We start from the raw sequence: 16,448 nt of genomic DNA on the forward strand, positions 1-16,448 counted from the left end.
CTATTTCTCGCCGCGTAGCCACCAGACGCGGCGACCGGCCTTGTCGGTCTCGCCCAGGATCGGGGCGAGGCCGGTCAGCAGCGCGTCGAGCGTACGGTCGAGCTGCCAGGGTGGGTTGCAGATGACCAGGCCGGTGCCATTGAACATGTCGGGCGTGGCGCGGTCGCGCACCCAGAGCTCGGCCGCCAGCAGCTTGGTGATGCCGCTTTCCGCCAGGCGCCGGTGGAAATTCGTCACCGCGCCGATGTCCTTGATCGGATACCAGAGCGCGTAGACACCGGTCGGCCAGCGCAGATACGCCTTCTCGAAGCGGTCGAACATCGTCTTGAATTCGTCCGGCTGCTCGAAGGGCGGGTCGATCAGCACGAGGCCGCGCCGCTCCTTCGGCGGCACGAACGAACCGAGCGCCAGCCAGCCATCCAGCTCGATCGCCTTGACCTGGAAATCGCCGGCGAACAGTTCGGCCAGCGTCGCATGGTCGGCCGGATGCATTTCGACGGCCGTCATCCGGTCGGACTTGCGCAGCAGATGGCGGGTCAGCCAGGGCGAGCCCGGATAATGCCGGAGCCCGCCGTCCGGATTGGCCGCCTTGACCGTGTCGAGATAGGGCGCCAGCGCGTCGGCGAGCTTGCGCGTCAGCTCGACAGCCGGCGTGCCGTCGGCCTTCAGCAGTTTGCCGATGCCGGTCTGCCATTCGTTCGTCTTGCCGGCCTCGACCGCATCGAGATCGTACAGGCCGATGCCGGCATGGGTGTCGATCACCCGGAAGGCCTTGTCCTTGACCTTCAGATGCTCGATGAGGAGCGCGAGGATGGCGTGCTTGACGACATCGGCGAAATTTCCGGCGTGATAGGCGTGACGATAGTTCATTGTCGAGGTGGTGGCATCGAAGCGTCGCCCGCGCAAGGGGCATTTCTTGCTGCCGCATAAAGTTGTCCTTGCATTTTATGCAACTTATGCGGCATTGACCGCCGATGTTCATGCCTTGATCAGGCTTTGCCTGCATAACCCGCCCAAGATCGGCACGGATGTCACCGCATTTCGTGCTGAGGATACCTGCCTGCGACCGGTCGAGACCGCCCCCCGAAGCTCCCGGAATTGAAGTCAGCCCATGGTCCTTGATTTTCTGACGCTCTCCATCGTCATCCTCCTAAACGCGCTCACGATGGCGATGATCTGGGGGCTGATCTGGTGGTCCTATCGCGGCTTCGGCGCCGCGCGGATCTGGATGATCGCTTGCCTGACGACGGCGCTGGGCGGGCTGGTGCTGTCGCTGGAAGCGGTTGCCAAAGTGCCGACCAATGTCATCGGCAACGGCTTCGTCTTCTTCGGCTTCTGCCTCTACTGGATCGGCGTGCGCAAGTTTTACGGCGAGAAGCTGCCCTGGCTCGCCAGCCTGGGCATAACCTTCGGCTCGCTCGCGATCCTCGTTCTGTTTTCCACGCTCTACCCGAGCAACGCCGCCCGCAATGCGGTCTACGCGGTCGGCCAGTCGGTGCCGTTGTTGCTGGCGATCCTCGACCTGACCCGCCCGGGCCGACGCACGCCGGGAAGCCTGCTCGCCGCCGGCGCCATGGCGGTCGGCATCGCCGTTCATGCCATCGAGACGGGTGCCAATCTGGTCTACAGCACCGGCGGCATGGCCCGGCTTTCCTACGATATCATCGAGACGGTCGTGATCCTGCTGGTCATCTTCAGCGGCGTCGTCTGGAACTTCGGCATGATCGTCATGGCGATCGACCATCTCCGCGCGGAACTTGCCATCCTCACCTATCGCGACGAACTGACCGGGCTCGGCAACCGTCGCCTGATGCTGGAGCGGCTCGCGGCAGTCGAGGCGACGGCCCGGAGCAAGCGCCGCGCCCATTCGCTGCTGCTGCTCGACCTCGACAACTTCAAGTCGATCAATGACGAACACGGCCATGCCGCCGGCGACGCCTGCCTTTGCCACGTCGCCGCAATTCTGATGGCCGAGTTGCGTCCGCGCGACCTTGTGGCGCGTCCGGGCGGCGACGAGTTCTGCATTCTATTGCCGGATACCGGCGCCGAGGAGGCCGCCCGTGTCGCGGCCGGTCTGGTCGAGGCGTTCCGGGCCAACGGGCTCGAGCGGGGCGACATTGCCATCCCGCTGACGGTCAGCATCGGTGTCGCCACCAGCACGCCCGATCGCCGCCTGACGGGCGACGAACTCGGAGAAGCGGCCGACCAGGCGCTCTATGCCGTCAAGCGGGCAGGGCGCGATGGTTATGCGGTGGCCGATCCGGACACGGCGCGGCAACCACCGCTGCGGCCGCGAGTGGCTGTGAAGACGGCGCCGCCGAGGGCGATGGCCGAGGCGATGGGAAGCGCTTCCGAAGCCGATCTTCCGGCAAAAGGCGCGCCTCCGCCCCGGCGCTAGGCCAAGCGACGGCCCGTGGGCTTGGGATCAGGCCGCGAGCAGGCGCTGGATCTCATTGATGGGGGTCTTGGTCAATTCCTTCGGCCATTCGCCGGCGATGCGGTCGGTGACCAGCTTGTGCAGGTTTTGCCGGAGGATGCCGAGGATCCTCGGCGGAGCGACGATCACCAGTTCGGAGAAGACGTTTTCCTGCGCAGCCCGATAGAGCGCCTCGGCGATGGTGCCGGCGAATTTCTGTTCTTCCAGCATGTGCCAGTCGGTCTGCTCGACGGTGCTGCGGGCCATGCCCACGCTCTGCATCACCCGGCCGGGGCGGTCGGTGCCCTGTTCCCGCGTCGCTGGATTGTAGGGGCTGCCGAGGATCTCCTCGACGACCAGATCGAGGTTCTGCGGCGTGCCGCGATTGCGCAGGAAGAGGGCCTTCTGCCCGTCGCCGACGAGGATGAGCGCGTTATGGTGGATGGAGAAATCGGGCATGGGTGACGCTCCTACTGGCAGGCCTGCACCGTGCCGGCATGGCACGGCTCACCCGGTCTACGCCTCTCGCGACGGGAGGTTCCACCATTATGGAGCGCCGGATGCGCTCCTGATACTGGAAACAGCGGCTGGCGGATCAGCTTTGCGTGTGTCTGGGTGTCACCCTCCGGGCGGTCCGTCGCGCCAGCTTTCGGCATAGCCGGCGATCATTTCGCCATAGGAATCCTCTGGCGGCAGCGCCTCGAAGCTGCGCGCGGCCGGCGTCGTCGCCCAGGCGAGCTTCTCGCGGGTCCACGTCTCGAAATAGGGGACGAACCAGCTCGGCTCGTCGAGCATGGTGGGGCGGAGATTGACGAAGAAATCGATGCCCCCGGGCCGCGTGAACATCCACGTCATGCACTGGCCGCAGAAATAGTGCTTTGAGGCCCCGCGCAGGCCGCCGACGACGGGTTCGCCTTTTGTCACTTCGAAGGCGGCGCTCGGGATGGCGGCGGAGAGAGAATAGGCGCTGGCCGACATCTTCTGGCAGCCGGTGCAGTGGCAGGCCATGGTGATAAGCGGCGGCGCGCTGATCCTCAGCCGGACCGCGCCACAACGACATCCGCCCTCGCGGACGAAGCTCGGCGGCGTAGTGTCCGTGGCCTTGTGAGGGTTGACCGTTGTGTTCATGCTGGGCTCCTGGACTGCCAGCATATTCCGCGGATCCGGCAGGTCTTGTCAAAGTCCGACCGTCGAGGCGATCACAGACCGTGTCGCATGCCGGCCGGGAAACCAGTCGCTATGATGGCGGGGTCGATTCCCGGCCGGAGCTGTATGTGAGCGAGTTCGTACCCTTCTACCGCCTGGCCATTGCGATCGCGATCGGCCTCATCATTGGCGTCGAGCGACACTGGCGCGAGCGTGAGGCGGCGCCAGGCCTACGCACCGCCGGAATTCGCACGTTTGCCATGATCGGCATGCTGGGCGGCATTGTCGGCTTGATCGAGCAAGCCTTGCCGGCCGGCGGCCAACCCGGAATCGTCACCGGAACCATCTTCCTGGCCTTCTCCGCCGTCTTCGCCTTCTACAAGTGGCGGGAGGCGGAGGCCGAGCGCGATTTCAGCGTCACCAGTGTCGTGGCGGCGATGGCGACTTTCCTGTTCGGCGTGCTCGCCGTCCTCGGTGATGTGAGGCTCGCGGCGGCTGGCGGCGTCGCGCTGACGGCGATCCTGGCGAGCCGTCAGCCCCTGCATCATTTCATCGAGCGGCTGAGCTGGATCGAGCTGCGGTCGGCGATCATCCTGCTGGCGATGACCTTCGTCATCCTGCCGCTGCTGCCGTCCGCGCCCTATGGCCCCTTTGGTGGCATCTCGCTGCGCGCCGTCTGGTCGCTCGCCATTCTGCTCGCCGCCATCTCCTATGTCGGCTACGTCGCGGTCCGTCTGCTCGGCCCGGGGCGGGGGGAACTGGCGGCCGGCGCGGCCGCGGGGCTGGTGTCGTCGACCGCCGTGACGCTCGATAATGCGCGCCGCGCGGCTGCCGGGGGCGATGCGGCCCGGCTCGCGGCGGGTGCCGCGGTGGCCGGTGGGGTCTCCTATCTGAGAACCGCGGCCCTCGTGCTCGGGCTGGCGCCGTCACTCGCCTGGCTGTTGCTGCCGCCCTTCATCGCCGGAGCCCTGGCGATGGCGGCCGGCGTCGCGTGGCTGATCCGGGGGCAGAGCGACACGTCGCGGGATGCGGCGGCGATGGTCAACCCGTTCGACCTCGTCGGCGTGCTCAAGATGGCGCTGTTCCTTGCCGCCGTCGGGTTCATCGTGCGCGCGGCTTCGGCCGCCTTCGGCTCGGCCGGCATCGTGTTCGCCTCCGCGCTCGCCGGCATTGGTGACGTCGATGCCGCTGCGGTGACGGTGGCTGGCCTGCCGACGCTGGAAGTCAGCGTCGGGGCGTTGGCGATCGCGGCGGCCGTAGCCTCCAACACTGTTGCCAAGGCCCTCTATGCGCTCGTTTTGGGGGGAGGCCGCTATGGCAGCCGCTTCGCCATTCTTTCCGCCGGCGCGCTGCTGTTCGGCGCCGCAGCCTATTGGCTGACCAAGCTGCTGCTGGCGTAAGCCTTCGCCGGCAGGCGTTCTGTCGCCGCCGCTAGGCGGAGAAGGTCGGGCTTACCAGCATTCCGCCTAGTTCGGTCGGAAGCTCGCCCTGGATCACCAGGCGCTCATTCGCGACCGTGGCGAGGCCGCCGGCGACGAGTGCCAGCGCCAGCGGGTAGATCTGGTGCTCGGCCGCGAGCACGCGCTTCGCCAGGGTGTCGGGCGTATCGTCGAGCGCCACCGGCACCGCCGCCTGGCCGATGATCGGGCCGGAATCCATCTGCGCCCGGACGAAATGCACCGTGCATCCGTGCAGGCGCATGCCGGCTGCGATGGCGCGCTCATGCGTGTCGAGACCGGGGAACAGCGGCAGCAGCGACGGGTGGATGTTGATCATCCGGTCGCGCCAGGCCTCGACGAAGCTATCGCTCAGCAGGCGCATGAAGCCGGCGAGGCAGACGAGATCGATGTTCTCGGCGCGTAGGCGCTCGTCCATCGCCGCGTCGAATTCGGCGCGGCTGGAAAAGCCCTTGTGGTCGATCACCGCCGTGGCGATGCCGGCCTCGGCGGCGCGGGCGAGCCCGCCCGCGTCGGCGCGGTTTGAAAGCACGAGGGCGATCTCGGCCGGAAAATCCGGATCGGCGGCGGCCTCGATCAGGGCCGTCATGTTCGAGCCGCGGCCCGAGATCAGGATCGCGACGCGCTTTCTCGCCATCGTCAAAGCGCCAGGGCGCCGGAGAAGACGACGCCTTCGCCTTCGCGCGGCACCAGCGTGCCCAAGCGCATGACCGTCTCGCCTTCGGCGGCGAGCGCAGCCGTCACGGCATCGGCCGCCTCGGGAGCGACGACGACGATCATGCCGACGCCGCAGTTGAAGGTGCGCAGCATTTCATGTTCGGCGACGCCGCCGGTCTTCGACAGCCAGCCGAACACGGGCGGGACAGTAACGGCGTCGAGATCAACGGAAGCTGCCAGCGCGTCGGGCAAAACGCGCGGAATGTTGTCGACGAAGCCGCCGCCGGTGATGTGGGCCATCGCCTTGATCGCGCCGGTGGCGCGGATCGCGGCGAGCAGCGGCTTCACATAGATGCGCGTCGGCGCCAGCAAGGCGCGGCCGAGCGTAAGCTCCGGTGCGAACGGGGCAGGTGCGTCGAAGCCGAGGCCGGACAACTCGACAATCTTGCGGACCAGCGAGAAGCCGTTCGAATGCACGCCGGAGGAGGCGAGGCCGAGCAGCACGTCACCCTCGGCGACGTCAGGGCGGGGCAGCAGGCCCGTGCGTTCGACGGCGCCGACAGAGAAGCCGGCGAGATCATAGTCGCCCGCCTTATAGAGGCCGGGCATCTCGGCCGTCTCGCCGCCGATCAGCGCGGCGCCGGCGATGCGGCAGCCCTCGGCGATGCCGGCGACGACGGTCGCGGCCTCGGCCGGATCGAGCTTGCCGGTGGCGAAATAGTCGAGGAAGAAGAGCGGCTCGGCGCCCTGGACGATCAGATCGTTGACGCACATGGCGACTAGGTCGATGCCGACGGTGTCATGGATGCCCGTGTCGATCGCGACCTTCAGCTTTGTGCCGACGCCGTCATTGGCGGCAACGAGCAGCGGATCGGTGTAGCCGGCCGCCTTCGGATCGAAGACGCCGCCGAAGCCGCCGATATCGGCGTCGGCGCCGGGGCGCCGGGTCGCCTTGACGAGCGGCTTGATCATTTCGACGAGACGGTTGCCGGCGTCGATATCGACGCCTGCGTCGGCATAGCTCAGGGCGTTTTTGGCGCCGGTCTTTTCGGTCATCGAAGGATCCCGGTTGCTTTGGGCAGGGAGGACCACATCCGCGCCATCCCCGTCAACCCGGAATCACCGGTTGCGCTCAATTGTGGCCTGTTGGCGACGTCGAACGGCCCCGTAGCGGCAATTGGGGCGGTCGGGCGCGCAATCGGCAAACAATCCCCGCCTTCCCCAGTTGCCGCATCCGGCGGCCGGCTGTCCTTGACCGCTTTGCCATGCAGGCCCTATCTGGACGCAACGGGCTGTGCCGGATGGCCCGGCCGATCGATGAAAGAGGGGGCGGCATCGCCGTGAATCTGCAACGTCAGATCGGATTTTGGCTGGGCGCACTCCTTGTCTTCGTGGTGTTCCTGGTTGTGTTCAGCAATGTGCTGTTGCCCTTCGTGGCCGGCATGGCGGTCGCCTACGGGCTCGACCCGATCGCTGACCGGCTGGAACGATTCGGCCTCGGCCGATTGGCGGCTTCGCTCGTCATCCTCGTCGGCTTCGTCATTCTTCTCGTTCTGCTCGTCGTTCTGCTGGTGCCGCTGCTCGTCAATCAGCTCGCCGCGTTTATCGACAAGATGCCGAGCTATGCCCTGCAGCTGCAGGCGCTGGTACAGGCGCTCCTCGACACCCGTCTTGGTCATCTGATCCAGGTCGACTCCGGCCAGTTCAACAGCTCGATGGGCTCGCTGATGGCGGAGGCGGCCGGCTGGCTGTCGACGCTCCTGAAGTCGATCTGGAGTGGCGGATCGGCGCTGGTCGACGTGGCGGCGCTGTTCGTCGTCACGCCCGTCGTGGCGTTCTACATGCTGATCGACTGGGACCGGATGGTCGCCCGCATCGACAGCTGGGTGCCGCGCGATCATGTCGAGACGGTGCGGGCGATCGCCCGCGACATCGACCACGCCATTGCCGGCTTCGTGCGCGGGCAGGGCCTCGTCTGCATGCTGCTCGGCAGCATCTACGCTATCGGCCTGATGCTGGTCGGCCTGAATTTCGGCCTCCTGATTGGCATCGGCGCGGGGCTGCTGTCCTTCATCCCCTATGTCGGGACGACGGTCGGCTTCGTCGTCGGCGTTAGCGTGGCGCTGGTGCAGTTCTGGCCCGAATGGCAGTGGATCGGCGCGACCGTTCTGGTCTTCGCCGTTGGCCAGTTCATCGAGGGCAACATCCTGCAGCCTCGCCTGGTCGGCCGCAGCGTCGGGCTGCACCCGGTCTGGCTGATGTTCGCACTGTTCGCCTTCGGCGCCCTGTTCGGCTTCGTCGGCCTGCTCATCGCCGTGCCGGCGGCCGCCGCCGTCGCCGTGCTGATGCGCTTCGCCATCGCGCGCTATCTGACCAGCCCGATCTACCGGGGGCAGACCGATGGCGACGAGCCGCCGGCTTCTCTTCGTTGAGCGTCCAGCGTTCGAGCGTTTTGTACCATGAGTGATTCTTCCCTGCGGCAGCTGCCGCTCTCCCTGCCGCACAGCGCGGCCATGACCCGGGAGGACTTCGTCGTCGGCAGGGCCAACCAGTCGGCGATTGCCCTGGTCGACCGCTATCCCGATTGGCCCAATCCGGTCGCTTTGCTGGTCGGCCCGGTCGGTTCGGGCAAGACCCATCTCGGGCAGATCTGGAAGACGGTCGCCGGCGCCTCCGAAATCGCGGCGCGGGATCTCGCTACGGCCGGTCTCGACGAACTGGTCGGCTCCGGCCCCGTCCTCGTCGAGGATCTGCACGACGAAGACGTCTCGCAGCCGGCCCTGTTTCATCTGCTCAATATGGTGCGCGAGCGCCGTGTGTCGGCCCTCCTCACCAGCCGGCTGCCGCTGCAGGGGCTGGATTTCAAACTGCCGGACCTTGCGTCGCGCCTGCGCGCCACCGTGCCGGCGGAACTGAACGAGCCCGACGATGACCTGCTGGCGCGGGTGATCTTCAAGCTTTTCTCCGACCGGCAGCTTGCCGTAGACCCGACTGTGGTCGATTTCATCAGTCGTCGCATGGAGCGCTCGCTGGGCGCGGCCAACCGGCTGGTGGAGCTGCTCGACCATGAGGCGCTGGCAGCCGGGCGTCCGCTCACCCGCCAGCTGGCGGCGACGGTACTGTCGCGCGAGGCGGGAGACGAGCCGGAACTGCCCTTCGACGACTAAAGACTGCTTTGCCGCCTGAGCAGGACGCAATTGTCACAATTCGCGTGTATCCTGCCGGGAAACGCGAGTGGAAGAGCGGTGATGGACCAGAAGAACCCCGACGCCAAGGTTGCCTTGGCTGCCATCAAGGTCGAGGCCGAGGAGGCGGACAGGCTGCGCCACAGCCCGGAGCGCTTCATCAACCGGGAGCTTTCCTGGCTGGAGTTCAATCGCCGCGTGCTCGAAGAGGCCGGCAACAGCCATCACCCGCTGCTCGAGCGGCTGCGTTTCCTGTCGATCTCGGCCAACAATCTCGACGAGTTCTTCATGGTGCGCGTCGCCGGCCTCCGGGGCCAGCAGCGCGAAGGCGTCAGCATGACCAGCGACGACGGCCTGACGCCGAGCGAGCAACTGGTTCGCATCGCCGACGCCGTGTCGACGCTCGCCTCCGATCAGCAGACCCGCTGGGCCGAACTTCGCGGCGAGCTGGCCATTTCCGGCATCATGCTCACCGATCCGGCCGGTCTGAAGGACAGCGAGCGGAGCTGGCTCGAGGGCTATTTCATGGACTCGGTGTTTCCGGTCCTGACGCCGCTCGCCATCGATCCGGCCCATCCGTTCCCGTTCATTCCCAATCTCGGCTTCTCGCTGGTCATGCAGTTGGTGCGGCCGGCGACGGGCAACCGGATGACCGCGCTGCTGCGCGTGCCGATGACGCTCGATCGCTTCATCCGGCTACCGTCCACCGAGCCCGGCGTCGATCGCTACATCAGCCTCGAGAACGCGGTCTCGCTGTTCACGCAGCGCCTGTTCCCGAGCTACACGATCGAGGGCGTCGGCGCCTTCCGCATCATTCGCGACTCCGACATCGAGGTTGAGGAAGAGGCCGAGGATCTTGTCCGCTTCTACGAGACGGCGCTGAAGCGTCGCCGGCGCGGCTCGGTCATCCGGCTCGAGATCGAATCGGCGACGCCGGACGCGCTGCGGAACTTCGTCGCCGGCGCGCTCGCCGTGCTGCCCGACGAGATCTTCCTCGTCGACGGCATGCTGGCGTTGAACGACCTGTCGCAGCTGGTCGGCATCGATCGGCCGAACCTGAAGTTCCCGCCCTATCAGGCGCGTTTCCCCGAGCGGATCCGCGAGAATGGCGGCGACTGCTTCGCCGCGATCCGCGAGAAGGACCTGATCGTCCACCATCCTTACGAATCCTTCGACGTCGTGGTGCAGTATCTGCGCCAGGCGGCGCTCGATCCGGATGTGGTGGCGATCAAGCAGACCCTCTACCGCACCTCGAAGGACAGCCCGATCGTCCGTGCGCTGGCCGAAGCCGCCGAGGCCGGCAAGTCGGTGACGGCGCTGGTCGAGCTCAAGGCGCGCTTCGACGAGGAGGCCAACATCAAGTGGGCGCGCGATCTCGAGCGCGCCGGCGTCCAGGTCGTCTACGGCTTCATCGAGCTGAAGACCCATGCCAAGCTGTCGCTCGTCGTCCGTCGCGAGAACGGCCAGCTCATCAGCTACGTGCATATCGGCACGGGCAACTACCACCCGATCACCGCCCGTGTGTACACGGATCTGTCCTATTTCTCGGACGATCCGGCCATCGCCCGCGATGTCGCGCGCATCTTCAATTACATCACCGGCTATACGGAGCCGGTCGAGATCGAGCGGCTGTCGACCTCGCCGCATTTCCTGCGCAAGCGCATTCTCGATCTGATCTATGCCGAAATCGATCATGTGAAGGCTGGACGGCCCGGCGCGATCTGGATGAAGATGAATTCGCTCGTCGATCCCCAGATCATCGACGCGCTCTATGACGCCAGCCGCGCCGGGGTCGACATCGAACTCGTCATCCGCGGCATCTGTTGTCTGCGGCCGGGCGTGCCCGGGCTTTCGGATCGGATTCGGGCCCGTTCGATCGTCGGGCGGTTCCTGGAGCACGCCCGCATTCTCTGTTTCGGCAATGGCCACGGGTTGCCCTCGCCGGAAGCGATCGTTTATATCGGATCAGCAGACATGATGCCGCGGAACCTCGATCGTCGCGTGGAAGCGATGATCCCGATGCTGAATCCGACCGTGCACGAACAGGTGCTCGATCAGATCATGGTCGCTAACCTGAAGGACAACCAGCAGAGTTGGGAGATCCAGCCTGACGGAACGTCGCAAAGGATCGTGCCGCGCAAGGGCGATGAAGTCTTCAACGCCCAGTCCTATTTCATGACAAACCCGAGTCTCTCAGGCCGTGGAAAATCGCTCAAAACCAGCTCGCCTCGGTCCATCGGGAGCCGACCTGCCAAGCCTTGAGTCCGACACCGTAATCCAGGGGGATGCGGTCGCACATGAGTATGCGCCGGGACGGCTGAAGGGCAGCGGTCCCGTCGCGATCATCGATATCGGCTCGAACTCGGTTCGCCTCGTCGTCTATGAGCGCTTGAGCCGGTCGCCGATGGCCCTCTTCAATGAAAAGGAACTGGCCGGCCTCGGTCGTGGCATCGCCGGAACCGGTAAGCTCAACGATCAGGCTGTCGAAGCGGCGCTCGCCGCGATGCGCCGGTTCATGGGCCTTTGCGACCAGATGCAGGTCCAGTCCGTCCATGTCCTGGCGACGGCGGCGGCGCGCGAGGCCTCGAACGGCGCCGCTTTCCTGGCGCAGGTCGAGGAAATCACCGGCGCCGACGTATCCCTGCTCAGCGGACCCGAGGAGGCGCGGCTCTCTGCCATGGGCGTGCTCTCGGGCATTCACGACCCGGATGGCATCGCCGGCGATCTCGGCGGCGGCAGCCTTGAGGTCGTTGATATACAGGGCAAGAAAATCGGTCTTGGCGAGACTTTCCCGCTGGGTGGTCTGCGTCTGGAGGAAATGTCCGAGAAGACGCTGAAGAAGGCCGAGAAGATCGCCACGGATGCGCTGGCCAACTCCGCCGTTCTGGCGAAGGGGGAGGGCAGGCCCTTCTACGCGATCGGCGGCACCTGGCGGTCCCTGGCGCGCCTGCACATGCGCCAGAAGGGCTATCCGCTCCACATCATGCATGAATATGCGATACCGGCGGACGAGGCGCTCGACTTCTGCCGGATGGTGGCACGCCGCGATGCGGAGTCGCTCGATTCGATCGAGGCAGTCTCGAAGAGCCGTCGCCTGCTGCTGCCCTATGGCGCCATCGTGCTGGAGCAGGTCATCCGCGTGATGAAGCCGTCGGTGATCATTCTGTCGGCGCTGGGCGTTCGCGAAGGGCTGCTCTACGACCTGCTCGATGAAGAGACGCGGGCGACCGATCCGTTGATCTCCGCCGCCGAGGAGCTGGCGCTGCTGCGCTCACGTTCGCCCGGCCATGTACGCGAGCTCGGACCTTGGACCGGCCTGGCGCTGGCGGCCGTCGGCATTGACGAGACGGCCGAGGAAGCGCGGTTGCGCACCGCTGCTTGCCTGCTCGCCGACATCGGCTGGCGCGCCCATCCCGACTATCGCGGCGAGCAGAGCCTCAATCTGATCGCCCATGGCTCGTTCGTCGGCATCGACCATCCGGGCCGCGCCTATCTCGCGCTGGCCAACTACTATCGCCACGAGGGCCTGGTCGACGAGCACCTCTCCTCGCGCATCCGCGAACTGGCGACGACGCGATTGATCGAGCGCGCTCGCGCGCTGGGCGCCGCGCTTCGTGTCGCCTATCTCGTCTCGGGATCGATGGCGGGTGTCATTCCGCGCACGCGGATCGAGGTTCGTGGCGATCAGTTGACATTGGTCCTGCCGCCGGATCGGGCGATGCTCGCCGGCAGCCGCCTGCAGCGCCGCGTCGCGCAATTGGCGAAGCTGGGCGCACTGAAGCCCGCCATCGTCGTCGAAGATATCGACTGAACCCGGCCGGACAAAAAGAAAGCGCCGACGGCGGACCGTCGGCGCTTTGATATTCTGCTCGCGTCAGCGCGGGATCAGGCTGCTTCGATGGCCGGCTTCGGCTCGTCGCCGACAATCGTCACCCTGCGGCCGTCGAGTCGCAGCGAAATGTCGCCGCGCTTCAGCTTCAGCGCCTGTTCGCCGAACAGCTCGCGGCGCCAGCCCTGCAGCGGCGCAACGTCGGCATTGCTGTCGCCGGCGATCGCCTCGAGGTCATCGACGGTCGCGATCACGCGGGCGGCGACGCCGTGTTCCTCGCTGGTCATCTTCAGCAACACCTTGAGCAGGTCGACCGCGGCGCCATTGCCGTCCGAGGCCGGCTTTACCTTCGGCACTTTCGGCAGTTTGTCCTTCGGCAGGTCGACGGCGCGCTTGACGGCGGCGAGGATATCCTCTGCGGTGCGCGACCGCTCGAAGCCGCGCGGAATCGTGCGCAGCCGGGCCAGCGCCTCGGCGGTGGTCGGATGCTGCTCGGCGATCTCGTAGACGGCGTCGTCCTTCAGGATGCGGCCGCGCGGCACATCGCGGGCCTGCGCCTCGCGCTCGCGCCAGGCAGCGACCTCCATCAGGACCGCCAGTTGCAGCGGCTTCTTGATCCGCATCTTGAGACGCTTCCAGACATTGGCGGGATCGACCTGATAGGTCTCCACCGACGTCAGGACGTTCATTTCTTCCGCGACCCACTCGTTGCGGTTCTGCTTGTCGAGCTTCTGCTTTAGCGACAGATAGACGTCGCGCAGGTGGGTGACGTCGGCGATGGCATACTCGACCTGCTGCGGCGTCAGCGGACGGCGGCTCCAGTCGGTGAAGCGCGACGACTTGTCGATCGGGTGGCCGGTGATGCGCCCGACGAGCTGATCATAGCTGATCGATTCGCCGAAGCCGCACACCATGGCCGCGACCTGGGTGTCGAAGATCGGATGGGGGAGGATGCCGCCGAGATGCCAGACGATCTCGATGTCCTGCCGGGCGGCATGGAATACCTTCACCACCTTGTCGTTGGCCATCAGCGCGAAGAAGGGCGCGAGGTCGAGACCGGGAGCTTCGGCGTCGATGATCACCGCTTCGTCCGTGCTTGCGATCTGGATGATGCAAAGCTTCGGCCAGTAGGTGGTCTCGCGCATGAACTCGGTATCGACAGTGACGAATTCGTACCGGGATAGGCGATCGCAGGCGGCGGCGAGGGCTTCTGTTGTCGTAATAATATCGGTCATGAAGCTTCTAATAGCGCAGCCGGAACGGCTTGTCGCGGGGGAGGCTGAATCACAGATGGAGAGAGCCCAGGCTCCGGCGACGCCGGGCGCCAGGAGAAAGCGCCTCATGCATCGACTGCGGGCCTGGGCAATCCAAATCCCGCCATGGCGCGCGACGACTAGTCAGTCGCGAGCCAACCGATAGGGCCGGAGTACATCCGTCCTGACCCGATCGTTCGGACTGCGGCGCCTTGCGGCGCGCGGCCCGTATGGAGTGGCTGGGATGAAACCTAGATGGGGAGGCGTTCCGGGATTGCAAGGGGGCGTCTCCACGCCCCGTTCTTGACAAAGCCGGACCCTCGTGTGTTCTTCCGCGCGCGTGCGGATATATCTTGTCAGCCGATCTATGCGCATGCCCTGTTGACGCCAGACCAAACCGGATCCCAGCACCATGCACCGCTATCGCACCCATACCTGCGGACAACTCCGCGAGACCCATGCGGGCGAGACCGTCCGTCTCTCGGGCTGGGTCCATCGTGTGCGAGATCACGGCGGCTTGCTTTTCATTGATCTGCGCGATCATTACGGCCTGACGCAGATTGTCTGCGATCCCGACTCGCCGGCCTTCAAGGTGGCTGAGGCGGTTCGTTCCGAATGGTGCATCCGGATCGACGGTGTCGTGAAAAAGCGTACGCCCGAGACGGTCAACGCCAACCTCGCCACCGGCCAGATCGAGCTCTTTGCGAACGAGATCGAGGTTCTGGGCGCGGCCAGGGAGCTGCCGCTGCCGGTGTTCGGCGAGCCGGAATATCCGGAAGACATCCGCCTCAAGTACCGCTTCCTCGACCTGCGTCGCGAAACGCTGCACGCCAACATCGTCAAGCGCACGCAGATCATCGCCGCGATGCGCGAGCGCATGACCGAGATCGGCTTCCACGAGTACACGACGCCGATCCTGACCGCGTCGTCGCCGGAAGGCGCGCGCGACTTCCTGGTGCCGTCGCGCATCCATCCTGGCAAGTTTTACGCGTTGCCGCAGGCGCCCCAGCAGTTCAAGCAGCTCTTGATGATGGCCGGCTTCGACCGCTACTTCCAGATCGCGCCCTGCTTCCGCGACGAGGACCCGCGCGCCGACCGCCTGCCGGGCGAATTCTACCAGCTCGACCTCGAGATGAGCTTCGTCACCCAGGAAGACGTCTGGAACACGATGGAGCCGGTTCTGCGCGGCATCTTCGAGAAGTTCGCCGACGGCAAGCCGGTCAGCCAGAAGTTCCGCCGCATTCCCTATGACACGGCGATCCGCACCTATGGTTCGGACAAGCCGGACCTGCGCAACCCGATCGAGATGCAGGCCGTCACCGAGCATTTCGCCGGTTCCGGCTTCAAGGTGTTCGCCCGCATGATCGAGGCGGACCCGAAGGCCGAGGTCTGGGCGATCCCGGCCAAGACCGGCGGCTCCAGAGCCTTCTGCGACCGCATGAACTCCTGGGCTCAGGGCCAGGGCCAGCCCGGCCTTGGCTACATCTTCTGGCGCACCGAGAACGACGTTCTCGAGGGCGCCGGTCCGGTTGCCAAGAACATCGGCCCGGAGCGCACCGAGGCGATCCGCGTCCAGCTCGGCCTGGAGGATGGCGACGCCGTCTTCTTCGTCGCCGGCGATCCCACGAAGTTCTACAAGTTCGCCGGCGATGCGCGCACCCGCGTCGGCACGGACCTGAACCTCGTCGACAAGGACCGGTTCGAGCTCTGCTGGATCGTCGACTTCCCGTTCTACGAATGGGACGAGGAGACGAAGACGCTCGATTTTGCGCACAACCCGTTCTCCATGCCGCAGGGCGGCATCGAGGCGCTGACGAACCAGGATCCGTTGACGATCAAGGCGTATCAGTACGACGCCGTCTGCAATGGTTTCGAGATCGCTTCAGGCTCGATCCGCAACCAGCTGCCGGAGACGATGGTCAAGGCGTTCGAGCTGGTCGGCCGTTCGAAGGAGGACGTCGAGCGTGATTTCGGCGGTCTCTACCGTGCGTTCCAGTACGGTGCGCCGCCGCATGGCGGCATGGCCGCCGGCGTCGACCGCATCGTCATGCTGCTCTGCGGCGCGCAGAACCTGCGCGAGATCACGCTGTTCCCGATGAACCAGCAGGCGGAAGACCTGCTGATGGGCGCACCGAGCGATCCGACACCGAAGGCGCTGCGCGAGTTGCACATCCGCCTGAACCTGCCGAGCTGATCGGCAGGAGGCGGGCGCCAGCCTGTGGACGACGGCGAATAGTTCTTTAGCCGGGGTTCACAAACGAGGGGTGTCCGTCTATATCACCACTGCGCGACGTCGACAGGCGTCGCGCGTGACGCGGGGTGGAGCAGCCCGGTAGCTCGTCAGGCTCATAACCTGAAGGTCATCAGTTCAAATCTGGTCCCCGCAACCAGCATTATAAAAAAAAGCCCCGGATCGCAAGATCCGGGGCTTTTTCTATGGCGGCATCCGCCCGGAATTCGCAGGACTTGATGCACACAGCCTCAAGCGGTCGGTTCCTATGCCTT

At 65.8% G+C, this 16,448-nt stretch carries 13 protein-coding genes and 1 tRNA gene; 8 read left to right on the plus strand and 6 right to left on the minus strand.

The features are described from left to right. Positions 1-870, minus strand: a complete 870-nt coding sequence (locus G342_RS0116530) for a 23S rRNA (adenine(2030)-N(6))-methyltransferase RlmJ (RefSeq protein WP_018184280.1) — start codon at positions 868-870, stop codon at positions 1-3. Positions 871-1,111: 241 nt separating this feature from the next. On the opposite strand from G342_RS0116530, the gene G342_RS24405 reads away from it, so the two are divergent. Beyond that, complete coding sequence (locus G342_RS24405) at positions 1,112-2,398, plus strand: GGDEF domain-containing protein (protein WP_018184281.1); 1,287 nt, start codon at positions 1,112-1,114, stop codon at positions 2,396-2,398. Between the two features lie 27 nt (positions 2,399-2,425). On the opposite strand, the gene G342_RS0116540 is transcribed toward G342_RS24405, so the two are convergent. Both G342_RS0116540 and G342_RS24410 read right to left on the minus strand, forming a co-directional pair. Next, positions 2,426-2,875, minus strand: coding sequence for a baeRF12 domain-containing protein (locus G342_RS0116540; RefSeq protein WP_018184282.1), 450 nt, complete (start codon positions 2,873-2,875; stop codon positions 2,426-2,428). Between the two features lie 159 nt (positions 2,876-3,034). Then, positions 3,035-3,544, minus strand: coding sequence for a GFA family protein (locus G342_RS24410; RefSeq protein WP_051094278.1), 510 nt, complete (start codon positions 3,542-3,544; stop codon positions 3,035-3,037). Positions 3,545-3,690: 146 nt separating this feature from the next. Here G342_RS24410 and G342_RS0116550 point away from each other — a divergent pair, with 146 nt between their 5' ends. Beyond that, positions 3,691-4,962: an MgtC/SapB family protein gene (locus tag G342_RS0116550; protein WP_040879091.1), complete on the plus strand. Its 1,272-nt coding sequence runs from the start codon at positions 3,691-3,693 to the stop codon at positions 4,960-4,962. A gap of 31 nt (positions 4,963-4,993) precedes the next feature. Here G342_RS0116550 and purN read toward each other — a convergent pair whose 3' ends face one another. Continuing rightward, on the minus strand, positions 4,994-5,662 hold the full coding sequence (purN, locus tag G342_RS0116555) for a phosphoribosylglycinamide formyltransferase (protein WP_018184285.1): 669 nt from the start codon (positions 5,660-5,662) through the stop codon (positions 4,994-4,996). Beyond that, the gene (gene purM / locus G342_RS0116560; protein WP_018184286.1) at positions 5,659-6,732 is read right to left on the minus strand and encodes a phosphoribosylformylglycinamidine cyclo-ligase; all 1,074 of its coding nucleotides are present in this window, start codon (positions 6,730-6,732) and stop codon (positions 5,659-5,661) included. The genes purN and purM overlap by 4 nt, the downstream gene beginning before the upstream one ends. A gap of 284 nt (positions 6,733-7,016) precedes the next feature. Here purM and G342_RS0116565 point away from each other — a divergent pair, with 284 nt between their 5' ends. The 4 genes from G342_RS0116565 (at position 7,017) to ppx (ending at position 12,672) form a co-directional block, all read left to right on the plus strand. Then, positions 7,017-8,108, plus strand: a complete 1,092-nt coding sequence (locus tag G342_RS0116565) for an AI-2E family transporter (protein WP_342665172.1) — start codon at positions 7,017-7,019, stop codon at positions 8,106-8,108. Positions 8,109-8,135: 27 nt separating this feature from the next. Then, positions 8,136-8,843, plus strand: coding sequence for a P-loop NTPase family protein (locus tag G342_RS0116570; RefSeq protein ID WP_018184288.1), 708 nt, complete (start codon positions 8,136-8,138; stop codon positions 8,841-8,843). A gap of 81 nt (positions 8,844-8,924) precedes the next feature. Further along, positions 8,925-11,123: an RNA degradosome polyphosphate kinase gene (locus G342_RS0116575; protein ID WP_018184289.1), complete on the plus strand. Its 2,199-nt coding sequence runs from the start codon at positions 8,925-8,927 to the stop codon at positions 11,121-11,123. An 82-nt stretch (positions 11,124-11,205) separates the two neighbouring features. Further along, entirely contained in the window at positions 11,206-12,672 is a 1,467-nt protein-coding gene (gene ppx, locus G342_RS24415; RefSeq protein WP_342665174.1) for an exopolyphosphatase, read from the plus strand. 74 nt (positions 12,673-12,746) lie between these two features. Here ppx and rnd read toward each other — a convergent pair whose 3' ends face one another. Next, positions 12,747-13,925 carry a ribonuclease D gene (gene rnd, locus G342_RS0116585; protein ID WP_018184291.1) on the minus strand — a complete coding sequence of 393 codons (1,179 nt, stop codon included), beginning with the start codon at positions 13,923-13,925 and terminating at the stop codon, positions 12,747-12,749. Positions 13,926-14,355: 430 nt separating this feature from the next. Between rnd and aspS the strand changes: the two genes are divergently transcribed. Next, positions 14,356-16,137: an aspartate--tRNA ligase gene (gene aspS, locus G342_RS0116590; RefSeq protein WP_018184292.1), complete on the plus strand. Its 1,782-nt coding sequence runs from the start codon at positions 14,356-14,358 to the stop codon at positions 16,135-16,137. Between the two features lie 119 nt (positions 16,138-16,256). Next, a tRNA-Met gene (locus G342_RS0116595) sits at positions 16,257-16,333 on the plus strand. Positions 16,334-16,448: the final 115 nt, after the last annotated feature.

It is taken from the genome of Kaistia granuli DSM 23481 (assembly GCF_000380505.1).
GTDB lineage: Bacteria > Pseudomonadota > Alphaproteobacteria > Rhizobiales > Kaistiaceae > Kaistia > Kaistia granuli.